Origin of the sequence: uncultured Methanobrevibacter sp., assembly GCF_902784195.1 — an archaeon.
Classification (GTDB): domain Archaea; phylum Methanobacteriota; class Methanobacteria; order Methanobacteriales; family Methanobacteriaceae; genus Methanobrevibacter.
The window spans coordinates 219,610-244,090 of sequence record NZ_CACZTX010000002.1 but is presented as its reverse complement, the minus strand read 5'-3'; the positions used below and the strand labels follow the sequence as shown (position 1 = coordinate 244,090).

Below are 24,481 nucleotides of genomic sequence, written 5' to 3'. Positions count from 1 at the left end.
AAAATAACCCTACCTGAAAAAATAAACTCTAAAAATCCAGATAGGGCCACTAATCACATTTTGTCCTATGTTTTGATTTTATTTTACAAATCTTTTTTTGTGCAAAAAGAACTATTGCAAATAAAAAGGCATATGTCCCTCCCACCTGCCCGAAAACAATTAATGTTTTCAAATATGAATTTTATTTGCATTCCCAATTTTTAATTGAAAATGCACAAGGTTTCATCCTTATTCATGTCATGATAGAATTCCGCCTTGTCATCACCAAAGTCTATGACATGTATCATATCATAAATCTCCTCGCTTAGATTAGGATTTATCTCCTTTAGGATGTTTTGATGATCATAAATCATATCCTTATTGAATTCCAATTTTTTCTCATTTTCAAACAATGCACCATAGTATATCTCTGCTTCCACCAAGTCCTGGAACATATGGCTTCCGAAGGATAATTCAGGCATATATCCAACTTCACTGTATGATTCCTCCAGAATTGCAGAGAAATAGCTGATGTCAGCAAAGACCACTGGAATTCCTAACTCCGGAGAAGATGTGCCAATTCTTCCTGGAACAATCAGAATTGCAGTCTTGCCATTTTCCTTGCAATAGGCATTCACATCATTGATTACATGGGAGATGGAACTTTTCTGAGCATATGGATATTCATAATACCTATGGGGATCGACATAACAGATTACATCTATTTCATTCATACGTGACATACCCATTGAAGATTCCTTGATATGGAAGAAGACGTTCTTATCCTCAGGCATTTCAATGGCTTCATTGTTTATTGAAACCTGCAGAGGTCTGCATTGCAATAGGTTCACATTGAATGAATTATCCTCTCCAACATTGACTGTATATTCTATGTCCACAGGATAATCATAAGCGGTTTCCAATGTATTCATGATTTCCTTCATCTCATCGATGAATTCCTGATTTTTTACAAGCCCCTCACAATTTACAAACACTATTTCACGGCGTTCCCCCCTGTCACGGAACATTCTTTCAGCTTCACGATCATGTTCAACCAGGACTTTCTTTGCATATCTTGGAATAACATCCAACCCCTCACTAACAGGAATGTCATGCAAGCTGATATCTTTTAAATCAATTACATCCAGATAGTGTTGAGAATATCTGTGCTTTTCCCTAATGTCCTTCACCATAGTAACTTCAGGCTTGTCAAGATTGATTATTCTAGGATAATCCTTTTTAGTCCTGTCAACAGCTTTTGTACCAAGACCCATTACCAACCTTAGCATTCCTTTGCTGTTATCCATATCAGGCAGCGGTGAATATGGGCTGTATGAAAATCCTACACCTGCAGCAGTTGGGAAGAAATAGTCACCATGATAGGAACCTGAAACTCTCTGAACCAAAAGAGCCATTTGCTCATCGGTATCATCCAAATCGTTTATTTTTCTATATTCCAAAGCGGAAATGTTCATGGTACTTGAATATACCACCTTTACCGCTTCTTCAAATGCTGCCAAACGTTCTTCAAGACTGCCCCTATTTACACAGAATACAGATTCATATTTTCCTGCAAAAGCATTTCCATATCCATCTTCAAGGAAACTGCTTGACCTTACAATAATCGGGTTCTGTCCAAAATAATCCAATATCTGTATGAATCCCTTCTTGATTTCATCTGAGAAAGTACCCTTTTTAAGAGCTTCCTCCAACTCTTTCCCATACTTATAATAACCTTCAGGGGTTCTTTGCTTTACTCTAAGGTCCCATAGGTCATTTGAAACGATGTATGTGTAAAATAAATCTGAGCCAATATAAAATGAATCATCCGGTTCAAGATTACTGTATATGTCTGGACGCTCCTTTTCGATTATCTTTCTTGCAAGAAGCATACCGCAGGACTTACCACCTACCAAACCACTTCCTACACGACGATCGTAGATTGTGATATAATCCTCAAAAGTAAAGTATTCCTTTATTTTGGAAAGCATCTTCTCATCTTTTGTCATCATCAGCTCACAAATCTTATCGCACTCATCATCGATATTCTTGCCTTCTTCATACTTCATTCTAACCTGAAGCATATATCTTTCCCAACTGTCCAGGATTTGCCCGCTTTGATGCTTATCAGAATCATTGATGGTCTTATAATATTTGCTAACTTCCTGACCATCCTGCAAAACCTTGACAAAACCTGTTCTTGGGTTAAACTTATGTCCCAAAAACATTGTTTGAGAATATCTGTTCCATACTTTAAGTGGAGAAACATAAACCTCTTCAGGAGAATTTGAATGTACATTCAGGAATAGCTGTGTGGTTTCACGGATTTTAGCTATTGCATCAAATGAATGCCTTCCCCGAATGATTGGGAAGTATGCTACAGTATCCAATTGGAACAGGAATGGGCAAGTAACCTTAAAGAAATTTCCCATCATCAAATCGGTAGACCAAACAGCTTGAAGGTCACTTAAGCAGTCAAATACATAGAATGCGTCAAACCCTTCCTTTTCAATAATTCTATGAACTTCCAATGTAAATGTCTCAAATTGGTTATATGGATTTACCTTATATATCTTGATTCCATCTCGTTCAATCATGCAAAACTCAGTTTCAGGATTATTCTCTTCTATTTCAAGCAGGTTAAAATCATCTTCTGTCATTTCAATCAATGGAGGGTGATTAGCAAACCTAATGTATATCAAGTTCCTCTTATCCTCTTTCGCCTGTTTGACATAAGGATCAACAAAATAAGAGAATTCATTTAGATTTGTAACATTCCAAACTACATTATCTCCCAAACGAATATTGTCTAAAGCTTCATCAAGCCCCAGAATCCCTGATTTTATTCTTTCGAATGCAGCCATAATAATTTCTCCTTATTAAATTTAATTTCTCACCATTGGCACTCCTGTTAATTGTGAAGCCTCCATAGTCAATGCAACCAAGTCCTGACGTTCAAGGTTTTCAATATCTGTATTTCCTGCCTGTTGAGTCAAGGAAGTTACTTCCTGAGTCATTGCTTCAATATAATTTGCCACTTGCTGACCTTTTCTAATAGGATCTAATCTTCTTCTAAGCACCCTATCCTGTGTTGCAATTCCTTTAGGGCAAATGCCCTCAGAACAGGATTGGCAAACCTTACAACCTATGGAAATCAATGCAGAGGTAGCTATATAAACCGCATCTGCCCCTAAAGCAATGGCTTTTGCAACATCAGCACCTGATCTTATTCCACCAGCAGCGACAAGGCTTACTTCACTTCTTAAATTAATGTCCTTAAGAGCATCATCCGCCTTTACAATAGCTTCTATTGTAGGAATACCTGCATGTTCTGTAACCACTTCAGGGCCCGCACCTGTTCCCCCTTGCATACCATCAACTACAATTATATCTGCACCTGCCTTTGCTGCAATCTTTACATCCTGTTCCACTCTACCGGATGCAAATTTCACAATGATAGGCACTTTCCAGTCAGTGATTTCCCTTAATTGGTTGATTTTCATACCTAAATCCTCAGGCCCTACAATGTCCATATGTCTTGCAGGACTTAATGCAGAGGTTCCCTCTGGAATATTTCTGACTCTAGCAACTTCTGCAGTTACCTTATGGGAAAGCAAATGTCCTCCCATACCTGATTTTGCACCTTGCCCTATTTTTATTTCAACAGCTTCTGCATTGTTGAGATAACTTGCTGAAACTCCAAAACGGCCTGATGCATATTGAGCAATCAATTTGTCTGCATAATGCCTTTCTTCAGGAAGCATTCCCCCTTCACCAGTATTTGTGATTGTGCCTACCTTGCTGCTTCCAATTGCCAATGCTATTTTCGCTTCCTTGCTTAATGCGCCAAAAGACATTGCCCCAATCATAATAGGAGTGTCTATTTCGATTGGATTTTCTGCAAACCTGTCTCCAAGAACCACTGAAGTCTTGCATGTTTCCCTATAGGAGTCTATTGGTGGCCTTGAAACCTGTGCAGGCAATATGCTTAAGTCATCGAATGTTGGGATTCTTCTAGTGAGCCCACAACCTCTAACCTTATATGCTCCTGTTTGACTTTTACGTTTGATTTCAACCATTGTTGAATTTGACCATACACCTCTGCCTTCATCAACAAGAGGTCTGACATATATTGCATGTGTTGGGCACATCTCCTCACAGATTTTACATCCTACACAATTTTCCTGATGTATTGGCAATGGTTCATCATTGATTACCTCATATACTCCATGAGGACAATTTGAATAGCAACTGTAACAGTTTTTACATGATGATTTGTGGGGATTGTCACATAAATACCAACAGCATCCAGGCCTATCATTGCTCTGTTTGCAAATTTCCAATTTTCTTTCTACAGTGAATGACATTAGTTTACCCCCTCATCAATATTTTGGACTTGTTCCTCTTTCAAATCCCCTAATGGTTTGAACACAGGACAGACAGAATATTTTGTTCCTCCAGATTTAACAACCTCATCAATCGCATTAGTTAACTTTGCATAAGGTTTCCAAGCCAAATGATCCTCCTTATCAACAATAAGAGCTTCAGTAACTATCTCATTTGACAATAGATAGTCGATTAATGTTGTTACAATTGACCCATCCTGACCTTGTGTATGCTTTAATGATTTGACTGTCAAGACTTTTTTAAAGTCACCTATCGGTTTTGAATTGTCATTTCTTAAATCAGCAGGGATAAATGTTCTTGGACAGACTGCAAAGCATGCATGACAATCCTCTGGGCATTCCCCTTTCATCCTTGGTTTGGTATCATCAATTGTTATCAAATTGTGTGGACATGCATATTCACATGCTCCACAAAGCACACATGCTCCAACATCAATGACATTTGACCTTAAATCCAGGAATGATGCTTCTGAGAACTCCTTATTGATGGAATCATCTGATTTTTCCCTTTGGTATAATACAGGTCTTGCCAAAAATTCCCTTCTTTCTATAGTTTCCAGATTTTTGCTTATTTTGGTATGTGCAATCTTATTCAATAATCCTAATTGTGAATCTGTAAAGCCTTTTGCTTCAATGAATTTCTGTTCTATTGCCCCCTTAACTATCTCCTCACCTTTTTCAGTCCTTATTATGAGTGTTGACCAACCATCTTCAGATCCAATTGAACCGATTGAAATATCAGAGGTTTCTGATGTCAGTTCAACACATATGTTACAGTTTTTCCTAATAATCCTTTTAGCTACTGAAAGAGGTATTTTCACTATTTCTTTAGTTTTTAAAAGTAAAAATACAAATCCTTTCTCAATTTGGAATTTTTCAATGTCATCCATTTTCAAGTCATACTCTTTCAAGAGATTTACAAAGTACTTATATGAAAAATTCTCCATACAGAATAAGCCCAATTTAACATCAATAGGGCTATCGGTATAATGTTGAATTTTGGATGCAGCCATAATTTCACATGGTGTTCCCACCATAGCTATTCTATGTTCGCTCATTTTTTCAGCTCCTATTGCATGTTAACAATTTTCTTAAAGTTTGCATAATCCTTATCAGCCAGTTTGAAACCATATTCTGTCAAGATTTCCTGAAGTTCATTTTGGTCTTCAGAGGTGGTTTCTTCCATAACTGCATTTTTTCCTAAGCTTTTAACATTTCCAAGAACAAAAATAGTTCCTCTCATGATGGATTCCCCAACATCCTCAGTTACATCACCAAGTATTATGAGCTTTCCTCCCATCATAAGAAGACCAGTCATGAAACCGCTGTTTCCTCCAATGATTACGGTTCCTCCTTTCATGATTTCTCCAGTTCTTGAACCGACATTTCCTTTAACGATTACAGTTCCGCCATAGATTCCTTGGCCTGCACCGTCACCAGCTGTACCTTCAATGACCAATTCACCTTCTGTCATATTGTCTCCAGCAAACCAGCCAGCATTTCCAGTGATGTGTATTCTTGGTCCATGAGCCATTGTTCCAACAAAATAGCCTGCAGAACCCTTGATTTCTATCTCCACGTCTTCAGTTAATCCAGCACAGATATTGTGTTTGGAATCAGGATTATCAATAATGAGCTTATCATGATATTTAGCTTGTTCCTTTATGGTGCGGTTCAATTCTTTCTCTTCCATACCATTTGCATCAATTACATATTCTTCCATAGAAAAAACCCCTTATCATATGGTGTAAGCTCTTGTTTCCCCTGGAGCTATCTGTTCAATTTCATCTGAATCTGTGACATCGTGTAATGCCATCTCTTCTGAAGCCACTGCAAAGATCTCATCGGTTTCCACCATCACACCAGGTCTAAGGCCGAGCTTGTCCTTTGCAATGCCTATGCCGTTAGGTGTTCCAACCAATATGGAAAATGGACCATCCAAATCAATTACCGCTTGATCTAAAGCCTCTTCCAATTTATAGCCTTGGTTAAGTTTATCTGCCATATAATGAACAATGCACTCAGTGTCATTAAATGATTCGAAAGTGTGTCCTTTCCTTTCCAATGGGTCTCTAATTTTCCAGTAATTGGTGATCTGCCCATTATGAACCACAGTTATGTCAGGTATGATGTAGCTTTGATATGGGTGTGCATGATAGCGGTCCACACCACTTTCTGTTGCAAAACGAGTATGGCCTATTCCATGTGTTCCCATTCTGCTGGCAACATCAAAACGTTCTGCAATGTCCTTAACTTTTCCTGTATCCTTAATCATTTCAAATGAATGTGAACCGTTGATAACCCTTACATTTTCCAAGTCATCTATCTCGTTTATGCATGGTTTTAAAAGGGAAAATTCATCCAATGCTATTTTACATTTATATACATCTGAGTCTCCTACAGACTCGATCAATTGCTCTTCAAATATTGGACTAATTTGATTTAATAATGATTTTAAATTGTCTAATGCTCCTCTTCTTCTTTTTACTTCAATGTTTAATTGATAATAATTTTCAGGAAAATCCAAACTGCCGTAGATTGCATAACCTGCAGAATCTGGACCCCTATGCTGTAATGATTCAAGCATTGATGTCAATGCTTCTCCTACAGGGTGAGTTTTTTTATCTTTGTATATTACACCTGCTATTCCGCACATTTTTATACCTCCAATAAAATAATCGGTGAATACACGTACATATGCCTAATATATACTAATCATCTGAATATGTTATCTAAATGTTTAAATCAGAATGTTTTAATCTGAATATGTTAAAAAAAGTAATTCTAAAATTACATATGCCTTAAAAAAATAATTCTAAAATTACAATATGCCTTTAAATAATTATTCTAAAGTGTATCCTTCCTTTAAATAATTATCATAAAATTACAATATGCCCTAAAAAAATAATCTGAATTTCAAAAACCATTTAACTTTAATTGATAGGTAGTCAAACTAAAGAAAATCTTTATCTAAAGAAAAATCTTTATCTAAAGAAAAATCTTTATCTAAAGAAAAATCTTTAGATTGGCCACCAATATTCAAAAAAGGAATAGTCTAAACGTCTAAGTATTGATCTCTTTCATAATCGAATACTTGTATTCTGTAAGCATCCCATTCAGCTCTTTTGATGGTGTAGAATTGATCAAACACTTTTTCTCCAAGAGCATTTTTAACTACATCATCCTGTTCCAATGCATGGTATGCTTCCCATAAACTTGTTGGCAAGTTACTGATGCCTCTTTGGACAATCTCATCTTCAGTTAATGCAAACAAGTTTTCTTCTGTTGGTTCACCAGGATCCATCTTATTGTCCAAACCATCTAAACCTGCTTCAAGCAATACTGCAAATGCTAAGTATGGGTTACATGAAGGGTCAGGTGACCTGCATTCGATTCTTGTACCTAATCCACGGGATGCAGGAATTCTTAGTAAAGTTGATCTGTTTTTAAATCCGTAAGCTATGTAGCATGGTGCCTCATAACCTGGAACTAAACGTTTGTAAGAGTTAACTGTTGGGGATAGGATTGCTGATAAAGCCTGTGCATGTTTCAATAATCCTCCAATGAAGTATAATGCTTCCTGTGAGATTTGGTTTTCAGTGTTTGGGTCATAGAAAATGTTTTTGCCGTCTTTGAATAGGCTTTGGTTACAATGCATTCCACTACCATTGATTCCCAAGAATGGTTTTGGCATGAATGTTGCTTTAAATCCTAAGTTGTGAACTACTGCTTTTACAGCTTCCTTAAATGTAATTACAGCATCAGCTGTTTTTAAAGCATCAGCATATTTGAAGTCCACTTCATGCTGTCCTGCTGCCACTTCGTGGTGGCTTACTTCGACATCAAAACCTAATTGCTCTAAACCAAATACGATTTCTCTTCTAATGTCAGTACCTTGGTCCAATGGCTCTACATCAAAATATTCAGCTTCATCCGCAGGGATGTAATTTCCGTTTTCATCCTCTTTGATAATGAAGAATTCTGGTTCAGGACCCATATTGAATTGATATCCTCTTTTTTCTGCTTTTTCCAATGCTTTTTTAAGCACTCCTCTTGGATCACCATCATATGGTTTTCCTTCTGTAGTGAAGATATCACATATGAATCTACTGGTTCCTTTTGATTCAGGTCTCCATGGAATTGTTGAGAAGGTGTTGATATCTGGTTTTGCAAGTAAGTCACTGTCATTGATTGAAGCTAATCCTGCTACTGATGAACCATCGAATAATAATCCATCATTAACTATATCTTCAATGTCATCAGCTTTCTTAAGAGGAACTGCCATGCTTTTTGGCAATCCGTGTATATCTGATAGTTGCAATTTTAAAAATTTGATATCATTTTCTTCAACAGTTTTAATTATCTGGTCTAATTTTTCGTCTTTAACTGACATCTTTTCACTTCCTTTTTTGAGATATCATCCATTCTGATAATGGAATTGGGAACCCCTTTCAACTTAAGAATTTTATGAATTCATAGTCGGAAGGAAACTTCCTTCCTACTATAATTTATCACTATTAATATATAAACATTTTGAATAAAAATTGAACAATAAAAAGAGAATAATACTTATATTTTTACGATATTCAAGTAATTATTGCTTAATATTTATAAAAATAGCTAAATATTTAAAATTAAATTAATTAAATAGAATTAAGTGAGTTAAAAATAAAAAGAAGTAAAATTTACTAAAATATATTGATTAAAGAAAAATTTAAAATAATAGGGTATTTTTTAAAAAAAATAGGGTAGTCGGAAAATAAAAAAAATAAATTTTAAAAAAAAATCGAGTAGTCGGAAAATAAAAAAAATAGAATAAAAAAATAATTAAGAAAAAATAAAAATCAAAGATTGAAAAATGAAACTATTTATCTGCAAGAGTCCAATAACATCTTTTTGGAGAGACAATGGTTTCATCTTTTTTTAATTCTTTCATGATTTTATCAACTTCTTTCTTTTCAACACCAGAAAGTTCACTTACTTTTTTAGCGTTTAAAGGTTCTTCTGAATTTTTAAATGCTTCAATAACTTTATCTTTATCAGACATTTTATCACCATTTAATTTTTGAATAATTTAATTTATTATTAAAAAAATTATAAATAAATCTAATTCTAAAATAGCTAATTTTTACCATCCTTTTGGATAAATTCCAGTATCCATAAAGACCTTATTTGTATCAACAACAAGTCCAGAATCTGCATTCATTATTTCTTGAGAGGAGAATAATGAAGTTCCTGCAGCCACTAATTCTCCTTTTAAAGATTTTATGGCAACAAGATTTCCCTTTTGAATGTCCTTGGATAATTTAGCTATTCCTCCTGCACCAAGCTTTGCACCTTGGCAAATGGCCTCAACAGCAGAATCCTTGATGAATATCTGCGGAAGGTGAGAGCTTGCAACTTCCATTGGTTGAATGGCTTTCCTTATGTATGATTCATCACCATCTTCAATGTAGAAATGATAAGCATCTGTAAGGTCGTGAAGGTTTACAAGGTCATTGTTTCGCTCATCAAATGGGCCAACTCTTGTTCTTCTAAGCTCAGCCATATGCGCTCCACAGCCTAATGCTTCACCAATATCATGACAATAGGTTCTGACATATGTTCCTGCCTCACAACCTATTCTAAATAGGACATCCTTGCCTTCAATTTCATAGATGGTAGAGTAATAAATATTTCTTACCCTTAATTCACGTTTGACGGCTGATTTAACCGGTGGTGTTTGGTATATCTTGCCGGTAAATTCATCGAATATCTCTTTTATTTGATCCTCTGGAATTTCTTTGTGCAGAGTCATGAGACATACATATTCCTTACCTGCTGGAAGGAGAAGTTGACTGACTCTTGTTGCATTGTCAATGCCAATAGGCAATACTCCAGTTACTTTAGGGTCAAGTGTTCCTCCATGACCTGTTTTCTTGCATCCAAGTATTCTCTTTACCCAAGAGTCCACTTCATGAGATGTTGGCCCTGAAGGTTTATCCAAATTGATTATACCTTTAGCTATGTGTTCATCTATAGGCCTTTCATATGGATTGCACCCATATTCAGGGTTGGTTTCAACGTTTGATTTAATTAAGTAATCTTCCATAATCATTTCTCCAATAGCTAAAAGTTAAAAATAGAATTTTAATATTTCATTTTCATAAATAAAATTAATTTATAATATAATTAAGATTTTTATTATAAATAAATTTAATTAATGATTAAAAATTCCATTAAAATAAAATTGAAAGCATGATTGAAAACTTAATTGAAAACTTAATTGAAAATTAAATTGAAATTTTAAAAAATCATTCTATAAAAAACTATAATAATAAACGATTATAAATAATAAGAATAGTTAAAGAAATGGATAAAACTGGAGAAATATTATGGCAGATGAAAAATCCCAAATTGAAAACAAATCAAATCGTATGAGTAAAACTGAATATTATCTTGCAATTGCACTTGCTGTATCAAAAAGAAGCACTTGTTTAAAAAGACGCTATGGTGCTGTAATAGTGAATAACGATGAAATAATCAGTACAGGTTACAATGGAAATCCAAGAGGAGAGGAAAACTGTTGTGACAGAGGAACTTGCCAAAGAATGAATCTTCCATCCAATTCTGGAAACTACAATGACTGCTTTTCAGTACATGCAGAACAGAATGCCATGATCTCTGCAAGAAGGAAAGACATGCTTGGAGCAAGCATTTATCTTGCTGGTGAAATGTCTGTTGATGGTGATTGGGTAGAAATAGAAGATGCAGAACCTTGCCCAATATGCTTTAGAATGATAAAGAACTCAGGAATTGATAAGATAGTAAGTAAAAAAGGAATTTTGAAGCTTCGCTATCCACTTCAATAAATGAATTTTTAATCCTATTGCCTATTTTTTATTTTTATAAGATAGTTTATTTTACTTTTTTATTTTTTTATTTTTCAAAAAAGAGTTCATTATAGCTATTTTTACAAATTTTTATATAAATTTGAATGTTAAATTTCAGGATAGTAATCTATATCATAGCCTAATTTTTTCATAATCATTAACTCATCTCTTGCATCTACAATTGCATTATGAGTTTCAGAATAATCTTTTTTCCCAATATTCTAAGCATTTGCTCAACACCATACCCTCTTCTTAATCTACCAGTTCCACAACAAGGCATGTGATTTGGAATATGTGGATTATGCTGTTTATAAGCAGCAACTTTCATTATGTCTCTCCAAGAAAATCCATCATGAAGTTCAGGCAAATGACGTTTATCAAAAGATGCATTGTAGGCAAGCAAATCCTTAACACCATTTGAATTAAGCAAATCCTTTAAGTCATCAATAGCATCGGGCCTATGTTTTATAAGGATTTCATGTTTTGTCAATCTCATTGAATTTGAATACATTCCACCTATCTTTTCAGCTCGAGGCAAGATATAATAGCGAGAATCAATTCTTTCAAAATTCTTGGATTTTGCAATTAAAACACCTATGGACATCACTTCATCTTTCCAATTTGTTTCCGTGTCTATAACTGCAAACCTTCTTGACATAATACTCCTCAAAATAAGTTTAATATATTTTAAAAAATTAGACAATTAGATTAAAATTTTTACGAATATTTATAATATTATTTTAATTTTAATAATTTATAAAAATAACTAAAAAACTAAAAAAATAGCTAATAACAATAATAAAAATAGTAAAATAAATAAAAAAAGAATTTAAAAAAGAAAAAATTTAGAACTCATCACAAAAAACTTCGAAAAAGATTTTGAACCAACTTTTTTTAAAAGTTTGGATGATGAATTCCTATCTAATACACAAAAATGTGCTTTAATTAATATATAAAAAGTTAAAAAAGTAAATGTAAACTAACTGAATTTAGAATTGATGGAATAACAAACTTATTCCATGATAGGTTCTAAATGGTTGATGTTACAACGTCTGTTTTTAACTTCGTCTCCTTTAACTTCTACGAAGTTTTCATCAATGATTGCAACAATTTCACATTCTTTACCTGCTTCTCTTCCAGCAGTTTTAATACATTTTCTACCAACTTCTATAGCTGCCATTATATCACCTTTAATGTTGTTAAAATAATTTCCGCAATACTGTCAGGATCAAAGCTGTCAGTATTTATAATTAAATCATAAATATCCATATTTCTAATATCTATATTATGAATATCCATATATCTTAAAGCTTCACTTTCTTCACGGGAAAGAATTTCCTCTTTTGCAAGCTCAATTGATTTGTCTTCTCTTTCACATACCCTTTTAGCTCTAACTTCTAAAGGTGCAGTGAAGCAAACTTTTAAATCCGCATCAATGAAGTATGCAGAAAGTCTTCCTTCAACAATAAGATCTTGAGCTTCCTCTGCAAGTTTAGCTTGTCTATTATCAATCTCTTTATCGATGTCAGTATTATTTTCAGCAAATTTGCCGAATTCAACAGGAGTCATTCCTCTCTCTGCAGCCATTTCTCTGAATATTGCACCAGCAGAAACGAATGGAATCTCTAATCTTTCAGATAATACCTTTGCAGCAGTTGTAGTTCCACTACCTGCTGTCCCACCGATTGTTATTATCATTATTTTCTTGCCTCATCTTTGAAATGTTTACGAGCACATTTTGGACATAAGTATCCACCAAATGGACGGTTAGGTCTTTTTTGAGATTTTGCTAATTTGCCAATCTCATAAGGACGTCCTCTTGGAACACCATGTAATACAGCACCACATTCAGCACATACATGCTTAGATGGTTTTTTCTTTTTATATCTTAAAACATTAACTCCACCAGGAGTTTTTGTGTTTACTCTTTTATATGATCTTGATCTAAATCTATTTGCAGGCATGTTCTCACCTAATTTGTTTTTTTTAAAAATATCTACAAATATTACTTTTTAATAAGCCAAATAATATCAAATTGTCTTAATCTGTAGATTTGAAGTAAAATACATAATAATATTAAAATATCTTAATATCTTAAAATCTAAAATTTTGAATAAAAGATATTTTGAAAATATCATGAAAAAAGTATCATAAAATTAGAATGAATTTAAAAAATAATTAAAATTCATTTAGTTAAATGATTAACACTATTTAATATGATATTTAACTAATATATACTTTACTGTTTTCTATACTTTTTCTTTAGAATTAAACTTCTCAAAAGATCAATCTTTCAAAGCTTAATCCCAAGTAAGAAAAATTACAGAAATTAAATTTTAAAATCCTGGCAATTTCCAACAACCCAAATTAAGTAGGCTATCCCACTTAACATGCCAATCATTAAAAATTCACCAAAATTCAGTATTACATATATCGTACTTTTTGGGATTATGATTTTAATTCAAATTTTATTAAAATTTTAATTTTTTAATTGAAACTAGAAAATAATTTTAGATAAAATATCTAAAAATAACTTAGATTGATGAATATTCAGAAAGTTATATATCATCAACAAATCATTAAATAAATAGTAGCAACTAAGTATAATTAAATTAATTTTACGATTAATTAAATTGAATAGTTATAGAAAACTTTCAATTTAATAGAATTTTATTCTTATTAAATAATAAGAAAAAGATTTGCTAAATTTTCACTCCAAAAAATGAAATTTTAATGAATTTTTCATGCAGAAAAATTTCAAAATCAAATTTCATAAATTTTTCAAAATTTAGAAACCGTTTTTGAATCCCATAAATTTCCTAATGATTTGTGACATTCCAAATGTACAAATGAAGTACCACCATAACCATCCAACTCCATAAGGAATGGTAGTTATGTTACCACCATAAAGCATTTGCCCTAATGAGTGGAAAATCGGAGTTAAAGTACAATAATAAACAGCTGGAGGAAATACAACAATAATATCTTTTATTGAAGATTGCCACATCCAAGCAAAGATTAACAATATTGGAATCATAGTAACAATCATTGGTCTAAATGACATTTTCATAATTTCAGATTGGTCTGACATCATATCCATTTGTTTAGCTTGAACCTTTGCCATTTGTTTAGAGTCTCCACTAGCTTGAGCTTCTCTCAACTCTTTTTGCAAAGCTTTTGATTTAGCTTGCATTTCATTCATCTTATCCTGGTCCACTAATAATTTTTGAGCAGTTACTGTCAAAAGGGATATGATAAATGATATCACAAATACAGTAAGCACTGGATTATTAGGGGTAGGATCCATTTGAACTAATGGATTAAGAACAGCATTCATAGCATCAAACACTGGTTGAAGCCAGGAAATACCTAATAAAAAACTACCTTGATACGCCATTTCATTCCTCACATGTTTAATAATTTTTAATAGTAAATTATAATTTTATTTTCTTTACAAATTTTAAACATTGCATAATTTAAATAATTATGCGCGATTCATAATTTCATAAATTCTTTAAAAATACAATAAACTATTAATTTATAAATTTTTTACAAATTTATAAATTAATAATTTAAAGCATAAGCTAATTTAATATCAAAATGATTAATAACATGATAAAAATTTAAAATAATTAGAAAAAATCTAATTATTATAAAATTTTCATTACAAGTCAATCATATGCATGATTATTTTAAAAGTTCAACCATTTTTCTAACGGTTGATGGCAAATGATTATCATGATTATTAATAATTTTTACAGTTGCACCAGTTAAAGTAGCATAAGCCATAGCTGCAGCTCTGTTCATTTCTTGATGTAACTGGATATCCTTTGCCTTTTCAGCATCTCTTTGTCTGGTTTCATCACTCATTCTTCTAACCATGATCTCATCAGGATGAGCTTCGACTAAAATGAAAGTGTCTGGATTTAATCCTTCTAAAACCCATTTAGGAAGGCCTGGCAAGAAACCAGCAGGTGTGCTAATAGTACAATGAGTGTCAACAATAACATTTTCAGATTCAGATTTTTCCTTAATTCTGAGACCTGCTTCTTTTTGAATCTCCTTTTGAGTGTCTGCAGGTAATTTTCTTAACTCATCCCTATTTTCAACAAGACCTTTTTCTACAGCGATTTCAGTCATGATATCTCCATAGTTTAAATGAAGATAATCCACTTCTTCTAATGTCTTTTTAAGTATAGTTGTACTTCCAGAACCTGGAATTCCAGTTAAAACTACTAATTTCATTTAAATCCCTCTCACATTAAACATTAAAATTTTAATTTTAATTAACTAATAATAATCACAAAAGAAAAAAAATAAAGGAATGATTGATTAATCATTTCCAAAATTCTTCTAATTATATGCATCTGAATAATTGATCAATGCCATTGATAAAATCAATTATCAATTTTCAATCAAAATTATTCAAATACTTTTCTTAACATTGGGTGCATTTCCATAAGTTGCTCTTGAGCAATTTCTTCGTAAAGCTTGTATACAATACCTACAGTAAGCAATACACCAGTACCTCCACCAAGAGCACCAGTCAAATCAGCAATAAATGCCAATATACCTACAAACAAACCACCGAGAATTGTAAGAGCTGGAATATACTTTTTCATAATCATATAAAGTTGTCTTTTACTGCTTCTGAAACCAGGAATTTGTATACCTGAATTATAAAGTTGCTTGGAAACTTCCTTCGCATTTAAGGAACCACTGATTTCCACCCATAGCCAGGAGAAAAGCACACAACAAGCTAAGAAGAAAATACCATAGAATATTACTCTCAATGGATTTGTAAACAATACACTTAAACTATTTGGAGTGGTTAACCATAATGCAAGACCACTGATTGGCCTACCACCGGAAACTTGACCTAATATAGGGAAACCAAGTTTTTGGAACACACTCGCGAAAAGTGAAATGTTTACAAGAAGTGCACTTGTTAAAATAACCGGCATGTTACTTGCATAAATGAATTTTAAAGGATATTTACCTACAGCTCCTCTAATTCTACCATGTCCTCTTACTTGACCGTGAGAAATAGGAATTTCTATTCTCATACTTTCACCGTATACAGCCATAAGGAATACAATGATAGTTGCAATCAATGGAATCAATATAGCGAAGTTAGGAGCTCCTCCGATAATGGATTGGATAAATCCAGGAAGAATACCTGAAGCAGTTGTAGATGCCGCAGTAGCTGGCAAGAAGTTAAATGTTCCAGTGATAATGGTTTGTGCTACACCAGCAGCAATGAACAATCCTACACCACTACCGAATCCCCATTTGGATACTACTTCATCAAGATATAAGATTAAAATTGCTCCAATAACCAATTGGAGAATCATTATACCATAAAAAGAATTATCAATAGGCACTAAACTTCCAGTAAGCACTAAAACTGCCGCTTCGAATATTGTGAATAAAATAGCTAATAATTTTTGAGTACTTTGAAACATAGCCTTATGTTCATGTTGAGATAAGTCTAGATTTAATATTTTTGCACCGACCAATAGTTGCAATACAATGGATGCAGTTACAATAGGCCCTATACCTAAAGTAAGTATTGACCCAAAACTACCTGCCATAACAGCTCTTAATTGGGCAAATTGGTCAACTGCAGCTGGACTCAAACCATATAACGGAATTTGAGCTAAGAAATAATATATAACTAAAACTATAGCGGTCCATTTAAGCTTTTCACTAAAGTCTTGCCTATGAATAGGAGTCTTGACCTCAGGAAGTAACTTAAATATAGGCTTAAAATTCTCTAAAATCATTTTTTCCCCGTTAATTATTATCTATTAATTCAAATCAGATTTTAATTATTTACAATAAGAATAAATTAAATTCCAACTTTGAATTTATTAATTTATAAATTTTTAATATTCTTTTAATGTAAATCCAAAATATTAGAAATAAATCACAAAAAGTGATCAAGATTAGCGATTAAAAATCATCTAAATTTGCCTTATATATTATATATAATATTATAATATTTTAGATTAATAATAAATATAATTTTTATATAATATAAACTATTCGATAAATAATACAAAAATTAACTAAATTAATATTGAATTTTAATGAATTTATAAAAATTTTAAAATAAGAATAAAGAATAATAATTAAAAAATGATTTAAAAAATTTAAAAAAAATATTAAAAAAGTACAGAAAAAATATTTAGAATAATTTAAAAAAAAATAAAAAATTAAAACTAGTTAAAGAGCATGACACTCCCAAACTAGTGAAAAGAATTTTGGTCCAGCTTTTGCTGGCCGAAGGCCAGTAAAAGGTGGGTCTAAAGTTCTACAGCTTCTCCGCCAGCTTCTTCTATTTTTTCGATTGCGCTTTCAGAGAATGCAGGAGATTTAACTACTAAAGGAATGTCAAGAGATCCGGTTGCTAAAACTTTGTTGTAACCTAATTCAGTTACATCAATTACAATAACATCGTCTTCTTTAGTTGCAATTCCTTGTTCTACAAACTCTTCAGCTTTGTCATTCAAGAAGTTTAAGTTGACAGGATAAGATTTGTGGATAGTTTTTTGAGGTCTTTTGAAACCGTGTTTACCGAAGTAATATCTGTTTTCAATTACGGTAGTGGACCAGTGGTGTTTTCCAGCTCCAGCTTTACCTTTACCACCTTTGTTACCTGCTCCTCTTCTCCTTTTGACAGAGCCTCCACCGTTAGATCTGGAACCTCTCATCTTATTAATCTTTTTACCTTTTCTAATCATAATAATCCACCCTTAAGCCATTCTTTTTGCAAGATTATTAATATCTTCGCCTCTGTAACCTAAGGATCCTCCTTCGTTTACAGAATGTCTAATTCCTTTGTATCCTTTTCTTGGAGGATGTAAACGGAATACAGGTTTCATATCAATATCTTGAGCTTTGAGTTCTCCATTGAGTAATGCATTAGCTAATTCTTCAAAGGTAGAGTAATCAGTGTTTTCGCTTAAGTATTCTTCAGAGAGACGAGCTCCACCAACTAATCTTCCTCTTTTTTCAACAAGTTCAGTGAGAGTTTCTAAATCAACTTCTCCCCAAGTGATGTAGTCTTTTGCTTTTTGGAGCATACCTTTGTAACTTGGGTTTTCATCAACTAATACAGCATGACTAATTCTGTTAAGTCTTAACATTTCTAAAGTACTAGCAATGCCTTGTTTAACACCAGTAGTACCTCTAATTCTAATTACTAAATACATGATACCACCGTTTATTGGATTACTCCCATATTTTTAAGGTCTTGTTCTGAAGCTTTCATTCTGCTTGCTTCTTTTAAAGCTTCGAATACAGCATTAGCAAAGTTTACAGTAGTTTGGGTTTGTCCACTTGCTTGAGACCATACGTCTTTGATACCAGCAAGGGAGAGGATGGTTTTACCAACATCACCAATAGCTAAACCTACACCTGCAGGAGCAGGTCTTAAGGTTACGTTTACACTACTTGCTTTACCGGTTACTTTGAAAGGTACAGTGTGTTGTCTTCCACAAACACAACCCCAGTCTCCACAACCTCTTCTTACTTTGATAATGTTATATTTAGCATTATCTACAGCTTTTCTGATAGCAGGACCTACTTCTCTAGCTTTACCTTGTCCTAAACCTACATAACCATTTTTGTTACCTACTGCAACGATTACTCTAAAGTTTACTTTTCTACCAGATTTGTGCATTCTTTGAACTAAATTTACATCCATTACTTCTTCTTCTAAATCAGGAAGTAATGCATCTACAATTTCTAATTCCATTATAGGGAGACCTTTTTCGAAGATTTCGTCAATATCGGTGATATTTCCTGCTTTTACTTCTTTACCTAAATTGGTTTTAGGTTCCCAGTCATCCATATTAAAGCTCATAATTCAGCCTCGTCAATTTTATCTTTAATTTCTTCAAAGTGTTCAGGTAAATCAGTAGGTTGAAGACCTTTAGCTAAGTATTGGGAGAATTTTTTGTTTAATTCTTCTTCATCTAAGCTTTCTGCATATTCTGCAATGTGTTCACCATTAATTCTGTCTTCAGTAGGGATAATAGATTCACCGTATGGTACATTTAAACCAGCATCTGCAGCACCTTTAACAGCAGCAAATACTTTTGATCCTCTAATAGGAGATTTTAAACCAATATCAGCAACAGCATATTCAATACCTGCTGCAACAGCTTTTTTACCACATAAGTATGCAGTTAAATAAACAGCACTAGTGTTTTTGTTTCCTGCTAACCATCCTAATTTGTTTAATTCTTTACTGTGAGCTGATACAACAGTTTCATCACCGTCTTTACCAACATTGATCACTTGAACAATACAGTTAGCATTGGAAATTCTTACAACTAATCTGGATTTATCTACACCAACTAATTTCGCTCTAGTAGCATAATCAGTTTTACCTTCTCTTCTTCTTCTGAAAGCTACTTTATAATTTGATCCGCTTGCCAAGTCCATTCCTCCTATTTGATTAAATCATGGTCTCTAGCGTAAGTTTTCATGTAAGATTTACTTCTGAAAGCTCCACCTTTTGCCATTTTGTATAATTTACGGTAGGTAGTACGGTCAATTTCACCAGCGTCTCTCATGTCTTTTAAGTCAGTTCTTAAAGCACGGATGGTTTTCATCCAAACTTGTTTTTTAGGAGTACGAGCGTTTTTAGCTCCTTTGATACTACCTCTTCCTTTACGTTTACCTTTTTTCTTTTGCTCTTTGATTTTTTTAGATCTGTAGCTACTAATACCAGTTTTTGGTTTAGCTTTGATAATACCTTGATCTATAAGTTGTTTGATACCGTCTCTTGTAATAGCTCTAGAAACTTCTTCAATTTTATCAGGATCTATCCATACACGGTTTACTCCAACTTTAAGTATACTAGCAGCTAATCTTTTTTGTGTAGTAAGATTCATTAATAATCCTCCATATAGTTAGCTGATAAACTTGAATAAAATTTCTTCAAGTTTCCCTTTATTCAAATAAATTAAAATTCATTTAATTTAGTTGTTTTAATTTAATTGTTAGCTTTTAATAAGAAAAAAGATTCTTTTGCTTGACTTTTGGCCAATATATTTAAAAAATAAATTTTCCATAAATTTACTCATTAAATTACACACAATTAATTATTTCACCTTTATCCAGAAATTTAGTATATTAAATCCCCGAATCAATTAATTGATTAGAATCATTGTCATATATGTTGTGGTATGAGGTTAAAGACGTATTCAATAATCCCTTACCAACCTTATACAACGCCCCTATTTTTCTTATAAGTAAGCTTTATAAATTTATAATTTTAAAAATTTACTTTAATTAAATCGCTTAACAATTTTAGGAAATGAAAAAACTTAATTTTATCATCTATCATGAGAAAAATTTAAATTTTTCTTTCTTTGCATTTATTTATTTAAAACTTTTATACCTAATTCTGATGCTTTTTCTAACATCAATTCTTTTTTACGTTTACCAATAGTAGCACTGATTCTTGCAGCTTCAGTTTCGCCGTCAATTGCTTCTAATTCTTTCATGTTATTAACAAGAACATCTTTGTAACCAGAAGGATGTAATCCTCTAGTAGCTCTAGGAGTACGATAACCAATAGATGGCATTGCAGGTTTACCTGCTTCGTATCTTCTCATTTTACTAGTTTTTCCTCTAGGACGTCTCCATTTGGTTCCTAATTTTTTATAACGAGCATATTCTTGTCTTTTAAAATCTTTACTCATTCAAATCACCATTATAACTATTCTCTACTAGTTAAATAGATACCATCCTGGAATACTCTAGGATCTTTACCTCTAATTTTAGTAGCTTGTTCTAAGTTAGCCATAGTTTGACCGACATCTTCCTTGTTAACACCAGTAATGATTACTTCATCACCTTTAACTTGAACTTTAGCATCTCCAACGATTTTTGAAGATCTAGGATGTCTTTCTCCAATAAAGTTCTCGATAGTAACAGTTTTTTCTTTGTCTTGAACTTTCACAGCCATTGGAAAGTGAGCAAATACAATTTTCATATGATAAGTGAAACCGTCAGTTACACCAGTAATCATATTGTTGATGTGAGCTCTAGTAGTTCCAATCATTGATTTGTCTTTCTTTTTAGGGAAAGCGGTTTCAAGAACAACAAGATTATCTTCTTTTGCAATAGTTACATTAGGATAAGAAAATTTTCTGGAAGTTTCACCATTTGGTCCTTTTACAGTAACTTCATCTTCAATTATAACTTCAACGCCTTCAGGAATTTCAATTTCTTCCCTTATAGCTGCAGCTAATACCATATTTAATCACCTAATACATGTAAGCCAACAAACGTCCGCCGATACCTCTTTCTTTAGCTTCTCTGTGAGTCATAATACCTTCAGGAGTAGTTACTATTAAGATACCGAAGTTCTTTGCTGGTAAATATCTTTTTTCGAATTTCTCAAATTCATCTTTCTTTACAGCATGACGAGGTTTAATTACACCACATTGGTTGATGTTACCTTCCAATTCTACTTCGAATTTTCCAGCTTTGTTGTCATCTATAAATTCAAATTCACCTATATAATTCTCTTTTTGCATAGTGCTTAACACGCGTCCAATTAATTTGGATGCTGGAGAAATAGTACAGTGGTCATTTACTTGACGTTCGTTATTTCTAATGTTTGTTAAAGCATCAGCAAGAGGGTCCATAAGAGTCATAATAAACACCTTTCTTAATTATATTTTTTAAATCCTATTTTAGGAGCAATTTCTCTAAAACATTGCCTGCATAAGTTGAGTCCGTATCTACTTACAATAGCAGAGTGGTCTCCACAACGGCTACATTTTTTTGCTGCTTTTCCGTATTTTCTTGGCAATATAATCACCTTAACATATCATTTAATATCAAATTACCTGTTTGCAGGATTATTCGTAATCTTCTTCCTCTGCAATGGTAACATTGAATTTTTCTTCCATAAATTTCATAGTTTCTTCAGGAGTGATTCTATGTCTTTTTGGAATAGATTTCTGTTGGATTTTTCTTCTTTTAATTCTATAACCTGGTTTTTCAAAGGTGATAGAAAGATTCATACCAAAAATACCAATATCTGGATCATATCTCATTCCAGGAATATCAATATGTTCTCTAATACCGAAAGAAACATTACCTTGTGCATCAAATTGACTTGGTCTTAATTTATTGTTAATACCTTCTAAAACCATTTTGATTGCATCTTCAGCTCTTTCTCCACGGAGAGTTACTTTACATGCAATAGGTTGTCTTTTTCTGATACCCCATTCTGGGTTAGTTACTTTTGAATAGGTTTTAACAGGGGTTTGACCAGTCATGTTTTCAATAAGAGTCATAGCTCTTGATAATTTTTCACCAGCTTCACCAACACCAATGTTGATGGTAGCTTTGGAAATGATAACTTCATTCATTGGGTTCATTGATTAACCTCCAATAAGTCAATAGCTGGTTCATCTTTACCGATTACAAATGCATATTCTTTTAAGGTTAAGAAAGAATCACCATTTGCCTTTTCGATAATTGCAGTATTTGGTTTGGAAGATTCGTCTACAATAACTTCTTGGATTTTACCGAGTTCACCAGTGTGTTTACCACCAGTAACAAGTACAACTACACCATCTTCAAATTTGAAGTTTTCCTTGATTTCCTGTTCAGGTATACCGATGCAAATAACATCTTGACCTGCATATACATCTTCATCAACTAAAACGTTTCTACCATCGTGAAGGTTCAATTGGGTTTTTCCGCCTTTAATAGTAGATTTGTTAACGACTTTAGCTAATTTGTAACTTGCATCTTCTGCAGAAATTGGGTGTAAAGTTAATCTTCCTTTAGTATCTAAAAGGATTCTGTAATTTTCTTCAGTTTTAGGAATAGTTAAGACATCCATAAAACCGACAGGGAATTTATAATCTTTTACAGCTCTTCCATCAATTAAAACATTACCTGTATTGATAATTCTTTTTGCTTCTCTGGAGTTATCAGCAAGACCTAAAATGTCTCTGATAATAACGAGTAAAGGTAAAGAATCGTCAATAGCGTGTGAACCAGGAGCAGGTTTTACAGTCCAGGTGTCTTCTTTTGGATGGATAGGCCAGCTTTTAGGTGCTTTATACCTTTTAAGATGCTTTCTAGATCCCATTTTTGCCATCTTATTCCTCCATATTTAATCTTCTTTCATCTTTTAAATCAGCTTCAATAATCATCAAGTTGGATGGGTGAATTGGAAGTAATACAGCATTTCCGTCAGGTTTACTTAAGGTAACTCCTTCAACGGTAACTTTGTATCTTTTTGCATCAATAGATTCAACTTTTCCTTCATGACCTTTAAAGTCACCACGAACAACTTGAACTTTGTCTCCAACTCTTATTGGTAAAGATCTTTTACCAATGTCTGCTCTTAAATCTTTGCTTAAATTAGCACTCATGATTTTACGACGAATGTGTAAAGGAGCAGTGTAGAGAGCTTTTCTTTGTTTTCTAGGTTGAATTGACATTTAATCACCATAAACTTAAATTAATATGCTTGCTGCACTGCCTACACTAGGCCATTTGTCAGCTGCTTCTTTAGCAACAGGTCCTCTGATTTCAGAACCTTTCAATACTCCTTCAGGAGTAATGATTACTGCAGCATTGTCTTCGAATTTTACACGAAGACCGTCAGCACGTCTGTATTCTTTTTTCTGTCTTACAACAACTGCGTTGACAACTTCTCTTCTCATATCAGCAGTTCCTTTTTTAACAGAAGCAACTACCATATCACCGACACCAGCTACGTCGAGTCTTCTACGAACACCTTTAAATCCTTTTACGGAAATAATTTCGATTTCACGAGCACCAGTATTGTCAACACATTGAAGTCTTGCACCAATTGGTAAAGCTTTAGTTACACTGGATGTAGTAGGTTTCATTCTAATCATCACCTTTTACTTCAACTAATACAAAGTGTTTAGTTTTACTTAATGGTCTACATTCTGCAATTTTTACAGCGTCACCAATTTTTACATCAAGACAATCAGGTTTGTGAACGTTAATTCTTGATTTTCTTTTTTCGTATCTTTCGTATTTTCTAATGAACTTGTAGAAACTGCGTTCTACAGTAATAGTCCTTTCTGCTTTATTTGTAGTAACAACTCCTTCAAGGACTTGTCCTCTAACAGATAAATTACCATGGAAAGGGCAGTTAGGATCATCACATTTAGTTTCTGGTTCCTTAACATTAAGACCAACCAT

General features: G+C 33.1%; 30 protein-coding genes. 1 reads left to right on the top strand and 29 read right to left on the bottom strand.

The window, feature by feature from the left end:
* Nucleotides 1-200: 200 nt before the first annotated feature.
* The 8 genes from QZU90_RS03515 to QZU90_RS03480 form a co-directional block, all read right to left on the bottom strand.
* The gene (locus QZU90_RS03515) at nt 201-2,843 is read right to left on the bottom strand and encodes a PEP/pyruvate-binding domain-containing protein (RefSeq protein ID WP_295604692.1); all 2,643 of its coding nucleotides are present in this window, start codon (nt 2,841-2,843) and stop codon (nt 201-203) included.
* A 21-nt stretch (nt 2,844-2,864) separates the two neighbouring features.
* The gene (locus QZU90_RS03510; protein WP_295604694.1) at nt 2,865-4,346 is read right to left on the bottom strand and encodes a glutamate synthase-related protein; all 1,482 of its coding nucleotides are present in this window, start codon (nt 4,344-4,346) and stop codon (nt 2,865-2,867) included.
* A complete protein-coding gene (locus tag QZU90_RS03505) occupies nt 4,346-5,443 on the bottom strand; it encodes a Coenzyme F420 hydrogenase/dehydrogenase, beta subunit C-terminal domain (protein WP_295604697.1) in 1,098 nt (365 codons plus the stop codon). The genes QZU90_RS03510 and QZU90_RS03505 overlap by 1 nt, the downstream gene beginning before the upstream one ends.
* An 11-nt stretch (nt 5,444-5,454) precedes the next feature.
* Nucleotides 5,455-6,108, bottom strand: a complete 654-nt coding sequence (locus tag QZU90_RS03500; protein ID WP_295604699.1) for a tributyrin esterase — start codon at nt 6,106-6,108, stop codon at nt 5,455-5,457.
* Between the two features lie 15 nt (nt 6,109-6,123).
* Nucleotides 6,124-7,041, bottom strand: coding sequence for a glutamine amidotransferase (locus tag QZU90_RS03495; RefSeq protein ID WP_295604701.1), 918 nt, complete (start codon nt 7,039-7,041; stop codon nt 6,124-6,126).
* A gap of 399 nt (nt 7,042-7,440) precedes the next feature.
* Nucleotides 7,441-8,778, bottom strand: coding sequence for a type I glutamate--ammonia ligase (glnA, locus tag QZU90_RS03490; protein WP_295604703.1), 1,338 nt, complete (start codon nt 8,776-8,778; stop codon nt 7,441-7,443).
* 471 nt (nt 8,779-9,249) lie between these two features.
* Nucleotides 9,250-9,432, bottom strand: coding sequence for a MarR family transcriptional regulator (locus QZU90_RS03485; RefSeq protein ID WP_295604705.1), 183 nt, complete (start codon nt 9,430-9,432; stop codon nt 9,250-9,252).
* Nucleotides 9,433-9,513: 81 nt separating this feature from the next.
* Nucleotides 9,514-10,476 (bottom strand): RNA-guided pseudouridylation complex pseudouridine synthase subunit Cbf5, encoded by a 963-nt coding sequence (locus tag QZU90_RS03480; protein WP_295604706.1) that lies wholly within the window; start codon nt 10,474-10,476, stop codon nt 9,514-9,516.
* 283 nt (nt 10,477-10,759) lie between these two features.
* Between QZU90_RS03480 and QZU90_RS03475 the strand changes: the two genes are divergently transcribed.
* A complete protein-coding gene (locus QZU90_RS03475) occupies nt 10,760-11,236 on the top strand; it encodes a dCMP deaminase family protein (RefSeq protein ID WP_295604708.1) in 477 nt (158 codons plus the stop codon).
* Between the two features lie 196 nt (nt 11,237-11,432).
* Here the strand turns inward: QZU90_RS03475 and QZU90_RS03470 are convergent, their stop codons facing one another.
* The 21 genes from QZU90_RS03470 to QZU90_RS03370 form a co-directional block, all read right to left on the bottom strand.
* Nucleotides 11,433-11,915 carry a hypothetical protein gene (locus QZU90_RS03470; protein WP_295604710.1) on the bottom strand — a complete coding sequence of 161 codons (483 nt, stop codon included), beginning with the start codon at nt 11,913-11,915 and terminating at the stop codon, nt 11,433-11,435.
* 354 nt (nt 11,916-12,269) lie between these two features.
* A complete protein-coding gene (locus tag QZU90_RS03465; protein WP_012955682.1) occupies nt 12,270-12,437 on the bottom strand; it encodes a 50S ribosomal protein L14e in 168 nt (55 codons plus the stop codon).
* Nucleotides 12,437-12,955 (bottom strand): (d)CMP kinase, encoded by a 519-nt coding sequence (gene cmk, locus QZU90_RS03460; RefSeq protein WP_295604713.1) that lies wholly within the window; start codon nt 12,953-12,955, stop codon nt 12,437-12,439. The genes QZU90_RS03465 and cmk overlap by 1 nt, the downstream gene beginning before the upstream one ends.
* Nucleotides 12,955-13,221, bottom strand: coding sequence for a 50S ribosomal protein L34e (locus tag QZU90_RS03455; RefSeq protein ID WP_295604715.1), 267 nt, complete (start codon nt 13,219-13,221; stop codon nt 12,955-12,957). The genes cmk and QZU90_RS03455 overlap by 1 nt, the downstream gene beginning before the upstream one ends.
* 824 nt (nt 13,222-14,045) lie before the next feature.
* Nucleotides 14,046-14,654, bottom strand: a complete 609-nt coding sequence (locus QZU90_RS03450; protein ID WP_295604718.1) for a DUF106 domain-containing protein — start codon at nt 14,652-14,654, stop codon at nt 14,046-14,048.
* A gap of 290 nt (nt 14,655-14,944) precedes the next feature.
* Nucleotides 14,945-15,502 (bottom strand): adenylate kinase, encoded by a 558-nt coding sequence (locus QZU90_RS03445; RefSeq protein WP_295604720.1) that lies wholly within the window; start codon nt 15,500-15,502, stop codon nt 14,945-14,947.
* A gap of 176 nt (nt 15,503-15,678) precedes the next feature.
* Nucleotides 15,679-17,043, bottom strand: a complete 1,365-nt coding sequence (secY, locus tag QZU90_RS03440) for a preprotein translocase subunit SecY (RefSeq protein WP_295604722.1) — start codon at nt 17,041-17,043, stop codon at nt 15,679-15,681.
* Nucleotides 17,044-17,565: 522 nt separating this feature from the next.
* Nucleotides 17,566-18,003 (bottom strand): uL15m family ribosomal protein, encoded by a 438-nt coding sequence (locus tag QZU90_RS03435; protein ID WP_295604724.1) that lies wholly within the window; start codon nt 18,001-18,003, stop codon nt 17,566-17,568.
* Between the two features lie 12 nt (nt 18,004-18,015).
* On the bottom strand, nt 18,016-18,474 hold the full coding sequence (locus QZU90_RS03430) for a 50S ribosomal protein L30 (RefSeq protein WP_295604727.1): 459 nt from the start codon (nt 18,472-18,474) through the stop codon (nt 18,016-18,018).
* A gap of 11 nt (nt 18,475-18,485) precedes the next feature.
* A complete protein-coding gene (rpsE, locus tag QZU90_RS03425; protein ID WP_292778384.1) occupies nt 18,486-19,127 on the bottom strand; it encodes a 30S ribosomal protein S5 in 642 nt (213 codons plus the stop codon).
* The gene (locus QZU90_RS03420) at nt 19,124-19,705 is read right to left on the bottom strand and encodes a 50S ribosomal protein L18 (RefSeq protein ID WP_296855563.1); all 582 of its coding nucleotides are present in this window, start codon (nt 19,703-19,705) and stop codon (nt 19,124-19,126) included. The genes rpsE and QZU90_RS03420 overlap by 4 nt, the downstream gene beginning before the upstream one ends.
* Nucleotides 19,706-19,716: 11 nt before the next feature.
* The gene (locus tag QZU90_RS03415) at nt 19,717-20,163 is read right to left on the bottom strand and encodes a 50S ribosomal protein L19e (RefSeq protein ID WP_296855561.1); all 447 of its coding nucleotides are present in this window, start codon (nt 20,161-20,163) and stop codon (nt 19,717-19,719) included.
* Between the two features lie 486 nt (nt 20,164-20,649).
* Entirely contained in the window at nt 20,650-20,976 is a 327-nt protein-coding gene (locus tag QZU90_RS03410) for a 50S ribosomal protein L32e (RefSeq protein ID WP_296855559.1), read from the bottom strand.
* 17 nt (nt 20,977-20,993) lie between these two features.
* Nucleotides 20,994-21,533, bottom strand: a complete 540-nt coding sequence (locus tag QZU90_RS03405) for a 50S ribosomal protein L6 (RefSeq protein ID WP_296855557.1) — start codon at nt 21,531-21,533, stop codon at nt 20,994-20,996.
* A 10-nt stretch (nt 21,534-21,543) separates the two neighbouring features.
* Nucleotides 21,544-21,936, bottom strand: a complete 393-nt coding sequence (locus QZU90_RS03400) for a 30S ribosomal protein S8 (protein WP_012955669.1) — start codon at nt 21,934-21,936, stop codon at nt 21,544-21,546.
* A 14-nt stretch (nt 21,937-21,950) separates the two neighbouring features.
* Nucleotides 21,951-22,103 carry a 30S ribosomal protein S14 gene (locus tag QZU90_RS03395; protein ID WP_295604739.1) on the bottom strand — a complete coding sequence of 51 codons (153 nt, stop codon included), beginning with the start codon at nt 22,101-22,103 and terminating at the stop codon, nt 21,951-21,953.
* Nucleotides 22,104-22,143: 40 nt separating this feature from the next.
* A complete protein-coding gene (locus QZU90_RS03390; RefSeq protein ID WP_296855555.1) occupies nt 22,144-22,668 on the bottom strand; it encodes a 50S ribosomal protein L5 in 525 nt (174 codons plus the stop codon).
* The gene (locus QZU90_RS03385) at nt 22,665-23,399 is read right to left on the bottom strand and encodes a 30S ribosomal protein S4e (RefSeq protein ID WP_296855553.1); all 735 of its coding nucleotides are present in this window, start codon (nt 23,397-23,399) and stop codon (nt 22,665-22,667) included. The genes QZU90_RS03390 and QZU90_RS03385 overlap by 4 nt, the downstream gene beginning before the upstream one ends.
* Before the next feature lies 1 nt (nt 23,400).
* Nucleotides 23,401-23,745, bottom strand: a complete 345-nt coding sequence (rplX, locus tag QZU90_RS03380) for a 50S ribosomal protein L24 (RefSeq protein WP_295604744.1) — start codon at nt 23,743-23,745, stop codon at nt 23,401-23,403.
* 15 nt (nt 23,746-23,760) lie between these two features.
* On the bottom strand, nt 23,761-24,159 hold the full coding sequence (locus QZU90_RS03375; RefSeq protein WP_012955664.1) for a 50S ribosomal protein L14: 399 nt from the start codon (nt 24,157-24,159) through the stop codon (nt 23,761-23,763).
* 1 nt (nt 24,160) lies between these two features.
* Complete coding sequence (locus QZU90_RS03370; RefSeq protein ID WP_295604746.1) at nt 24,161-24,481, bottom strand: 30S ribosomal protein S17; 321 nt, start codon at nt 24,479-24,481, stop codon at nt 24,161-24,163.

What these genes read in the sequence shown, in the direction of transcription:
- QZU90_RS03515 (WP_295604692.1), bottom strand. Translation starts at nt 2,843, where the DNA reads ATGGCTGCATTCGAAAGAATAAAATCAGGGATTCTGGGGCTTGATGAA.
- QZU90_RS03510 (WP_295604694.1), bottom strand. Translation starts at nt 4,346, where the DNA reads ATGTCATTCACTGTAGAAAGAAAATTGGAAATTTGCAAACAGAGCAAT.
- QZU90_RS03505 (WP_295604697.1), bottom strand. Translation starts at nt 5,443, where the DNA reads ATGAGCGAACATAGAATAGCTATGGTGGGAACACCATGTGAAATTATG.
- QZU90_RS03500 (WP_295604699.1), bottom strand. Translation starts at nt 6,108, where the DNA reads ATGGAAGAATATGTAATTGATGCAAATGGTATGGAAGAGAAAGAATTG.
- QZU90_RS03495 (WP_295604701.1), bottom strand. Translation starts at nt 7,041, where the DNA reads ATGTGCGGAATAGCAGGTGTAATATACAAAGATAAAAAAACTCACCCT.
- glnA (WP_295604703.1), bottom strand. Translation starts at nt 8,778, where the DNA reads ATGTCAGTTAAAGACGAAAAATTAGACCAGATAATTAAAACTGTTGAA.
- QZU90_RS03485 (WP_295604705.1), bottom strand. Translation starts at nt 9,432, where the DNA reads ATGTCTGATAAAGATAAAGTTATTGAAGCATTTAAAAATTCAGAAGAA.
- QZU90_RS03480 (WP_295604706.1), bottom strand. Translation starts at nt 10,476, where the DNA reads ATGGAAGATTACTTAATTAAATCAAACGTTGAAACCAACCCTGAATAT.
- QZU90_RS03475 (WP_295604708.1), top strand. Translation starts at nt 10,760, where the DNA reads ATGGCAGATGAAAAATCCCAAATTGAAAACAAATCAAATCGTATGAGT.
- QZU90_RS03470 (WP_295604710.1), bottom strand. Translation starts at nt 11,915, where the DNA reads ATGTCAAGAAGGTTTGCAGTTATAGACACGGAAACAAATTGGAAAGAT.
- QZU90_RS03465 (WP_012955682.1), bottom strand. Translation starts at nt 12,437, where the DNA reads ATGGCAGCTATAGAAGTTGGTAGAAAATGTATTAAAACTGCTGGAAGA.
- cmk (WP_295604713.1), bottom strand. Translation starts at nt 12,955, where the DNA reads ATGATAATAACAATCGGTGGGACAGCAGGTAGTGGAACTACAACTGCT.
- QZU90_RS03455 (WP_295604715.1), bottom strand. Translation starts at nt 13,221, where the DNA reads ATGCCTGCAAATAGATTTAGATCAAGATCATATAAAAGAGTAAACACA.
- QZU90_RS03450 (WP_295604718.1), bottom strand. Translation starts at nt 14,654, where the DNA reads ATGGCGTATCAAGGTAGTTTTTTATTAGGTATTTCCTGGCTTCAACCA.
- QZU90_RS03445 (WP_295604720.1), bottom strand. Translation starts at nt 15,502, where the DNA reads ATGAAATTAGTAGTTTTAACTGGAATTCCAGGTTCTGGAAGTACAACT.
- secY (WP_295604722.1), bottom strand. Translation starts at nt 17,043, where the DNA reads ATGATTTTAGAGAATTTTAAGCCTATATTTAAGTTACTTCCTGAGGTC.
- QZU90_RS03435 (WP_295604724.1), bottom strand. Translation starts at nt 18,003, where the DNA reads ATGATTAGAAAAGGTAAAAAGATTAATAAGATGAGAGGTTCCAGATCT.
- QZU90_RS03430 (WP_295604727.1), bottom strand. Translation starts at nt 18,474, where the DNA reads ATGTATTTAGTAATTAGAATTAGAGGTACTACTGGTGTTAAACAAGGC.
- rpsE (WP_292778384.1), bottom strand. Translation starts at nt 19,127, where the DNA reads ATGAGCTTTAATATGGATGACTGGGAACCTAAAACCAATTTAGGTAAA.
- QZU90_RS03415 (WP_296855561.1), bottom strand. Translation starts at nt 20,163, where the DNA reads ATGAATCTTACTACACAAAAAAGATTAGCTGCTAGTATACTTAAAGTT.
- QZU90_RS03410 (WP_296855559.1), bottom strand. Translation starts at nt 20,976, where the DNA reads ATGAGTAAAGATTTTAAAAGACAAGAATATGCTCGTTATAAAAAATTA.
- QZU90_RS03405 (WP_296855557.1), bottom strand. Translation starts at nt 21,533, where the DNA reads ATGGTATTAGCTGCAGCTATAAGGGAAGAAATTGAAATTCCTGAAGGC.
- QZU90_RS03400 (WP_012955669.1), bottom strand. Translation starts at nt 21,936, where the DNA reads ATGACTCTTATGGACCCTCTTGCTGATGCTTTAACAAACATTAGAAAT.
- QZU90_RS03390 (WP_296855555.1), bottom strand. Translation starts at nt 22,668, where the DNA reads ATGAACCCAATGAATGAAGTTATCATTTCCAAAGCTACCATCAACATT.
- QZU90_RS03385 (WP_296855553.1), bottom strand. Translation starts at nt 23,399, where the DNA reads ATGGCAAAAATGGGATCTAGAAAGCATCTTAAAAGGTATAAAGCACCT.
- rplX (WP_295604744.1), bottom strand. Translation starts at nt 23,745, where the DNA reads ATGTCAATTCAACCTAGAAAACAAAGAAAAGCTCTCTACACTGCTCCT.
- QZU90_RS03375 (WP_012955664.1), bottom strand. Translation starts at nt 24,159, where the DNA reads ATGAAACCTACTACATCCAGTGTAACTAAAGCTTTACCAATTGGTGCA.
- QZU90_RS03370 (WP_295604746.1), bottom strand. Translation starts at nt 24,481, where the DNA reads ATGGTTGGTCTTAATGTTAAGGAACCAGAAACTAAATGTGATGATCCT.